The 2,634-nt window shown below is 31.2% G+C and carries 2 protein-coding genes; one reads left to right on the top strand and one right to left on the bottom strand.

Features of this window, described 5'->3' with window-relative positions; translation table 11 throughout:
• Positions 1-806 precede the first annotated feature (806 nt).
• Positions 807-1,811 carry a protein rep gene (locus ACP7BT_RS13515; RefSeq protein WP_011645009.1) on the bottom strand — a complete coding sequence of 335 codons (1,005 nt, stop codon included), beginning with the start codon at positions 1,809-1,811 and terminating at the stop codon, positions 807-809.
• A 218-nt stretch (positions 1,812-2,029) separates the two neighbouring features.
• On the opposite strand from ACP7BT_RS13515, the gene lnu(A) reads away from it, so the two are divergent.
• Positions 2,030-2,515 (top strand): lincosamide nucleotidyltransferase Lnu(A), encoded by a 486-nt coding sequence (gene lnu(A), locus ACP7BT_RS13510; RefSeq protein ID WP_011645010.1) that lies wholly within the window; start codon positions 2,030-2,032, stop codon positions 2,513-2,515.
• Positions 2,516-2,634 lie beyond the last annotated feature (119 nt).

Genomic DNA, 2,634 nt, shown 5'->3' with positions numbered 1-2,634 from the left:
GCTTTATTGACGTTGAGCCTCGGAACCCTTAACAATCCCAAAACTTGTCGAATGGTCGGCTTAATAGCTCACGCTATGCCGACATTCGTCTGCAAGTTTAGTTAAGGGTTCTTCTCAACTTCAATAAATTTTCTCGGCATAAATGCGTGTTCTTTTTTGTCTACTTAGTAGACCTGGTAAACCCAATTGTTATTGCTTTACAAGTCCAAAATTCATCGTTACAATCTAGTTAAATCCCGTAAGGGCGCACTTATACGTCGGATAAATCGACGTGTGCAAAACCATTATCGACCTTCGTCGATTTTTTATCTTAGTTTTAAGTAATCGGTGTTGTAGCACAGATATAAAAATTAATACTGCATTATTAGTAATCGGCGTTGTGGCGCAGATACAAAAATTAATACTGCACGAATTTGAATCGACGTTGTAGCGTAAATATAAAAATTAATACTACATCAAAATTTAACTAAGATTTAAGCTACTAGTTTTTTGCTAGTAGCTTTTTTATTTTTAAAATTTTAAATACCTTTATTTTGAATTTTAAGGGGGCATTTTAAAGATTTAGGGGTAATTCATATAGTTTTATGCCTAAAAACTTATATAAGCTCTTAAAACGCGAATATGAGCCAAATAAATATATGCTATTTCCAAAAGCAAAAATTTGAGCAAATCCAGTGTTGATTTTTTAAGACACTGCCCATTTACATGCAAACTTAAAAGTTGGCATGTAAAGTGGTCAACCATGCCGGTTGAACGCTATAGTTCCCGCAGGGGCAAAAATACATAAAAAAACGCTAGCTTTTAAGCTAACGTTTCAAATTTTTTAAATAATAATTTTGTTTTTCAAAATTCCAAATTGCCGTAATCGAATGTGCTTTTTCTTCTTCGTCTGTTGTTTTATCTTCGTCACTTGTATTAATCAAATTGCCATCTTCGGCATCATCTAAATTTAAAATCTTATGTTTTTGTTTAAGTAATCCACCATAACTCAACATACGCTTTCGGTATAAACCTTTTTCTAAATCATTCACGATTTCTTGATTTCTTTCATCATCATCAGTTAAAAAATCAGATGACTTAACCGAATATTTAGAGGTTTCTTTAATAGCTGCTTGAATATCTTTATCGCCTTTTTGATTTGGTTTGATCGCTTTAATATTTGCTACCGGTCGATAATTTACTTGTAATGCTTTTTGCCATAAATTAACCCATTCTTCTTGAGTTATATAATTAGCTTTATTCTTAAAATAACTATTTTCAACACACAACAAAACATGCATATGTTGATTATAACTGCCATCATTTTTATTAACTGTAACTTCTGTTGAACGCATAAAACCAATTAAATTTTTACTAACTTTTTTATATTTAAATAATCTTCTAAAAGATTCAGTTAAATGCTTTAAACTTCGTTCTAAAGTATCCCCATCTATCGCATTTCGTGTCGATAGAGTAAGAAATAACCACCGAGCTTTAGGCTTTTCTTTTACTACTTCTTCAATCACTTTTTGAGCTTGATAACTATTTTTCATAGCACGCCTCCAATTACAAACTGGGCATAATTTTGACTTACAAAACCATGTCTTATGTAACTTCAAATAACCTTCATCAGTTGGCTTGAATTCTAAGACGTTACCACATTGTTTTACGTTAAAAGCCTTTTTAATTTTTAAAATTTCCAGTATATCTGCGTAACTTACATTATCAATTTTCTTTTCTCTCCATGGGCGTTGCTTCCCACTTTTCGTCATATCTTTTAATGTTTCGTTATCTTGATTTTCGTCAATATATTTAGTAGTATTATATTGCATATAAAAATCCCCCAGTTTTATTTAAGATTCGACACCTTAATAATATAACTGGGGTGTTTTCATGTCAAATTTTCTTTTCAACCACAAAAATACATAAAAACACTGTCACATCAACGATAAATCATATTTTTAAAAAAGAACGTTATTTCTATATAGTATCAAGACAAGAAGAAACTCGTTTTCAACTCGTTTCAAATTCCCAAGTTAGGAGGGATAAAATGAAAAATAATAATGTAACAGAAAAAGAATTATTTTATATTTTAGATTTATTTGAACACATGAAAGTAACTTATTGGTTAGATGGTGGCTGGGGGGTAGATGTATTAACTGGAAAACAACAAAGAGAACACAGAGATATAGATATAGATTTTGACGCTCAACACACTCAAAAAGTTATACAAAAATTAGAAGATATAGGATACAAAATAGAAGTTGATTGGATGCCTTCACGTATGGAACTTAAGCATGAAGAATATGGGTATTTAGATATTCATCCTATAAATCTAAATGATGATGGATCAATTACCCAAGCAAACCCAGAAGGTGGTAATTATGTTTTCCAAAATGACTGGTTTTCAGAAACTAATTACAAAGATCGAAAAATACCATGTATTTCAAAAGAAGCTCAACTTCTTTTTCATTCTGGTTATGATTTAACAGAAACAGACCATTTTGATATAAAAAATTTAAAATCAATAACATAATTGCTTTATTCCAATTGCTTTATTGACGTTGAGCCTCGGAACCCTTAACAATCCCAAAACTTGTCGAATGGTCGGCTTAATAGCTCACGCTATGCCGACATTCGTCTGCAAGTTTAGTT

Source organism: Staphylococcus sp. Y174-1, assembly GCF_049897865.1.
Classification (GTDB): domain Bacteria; phylum Bacillota; class Bacilli; order Staphylococcales; family Staphylococcaceae; genus Staphylococcus; species Staphylococcus saprophyticus.
This window is presented reverse-complemented; position numbering and strand designations above follow the sequence as displayed.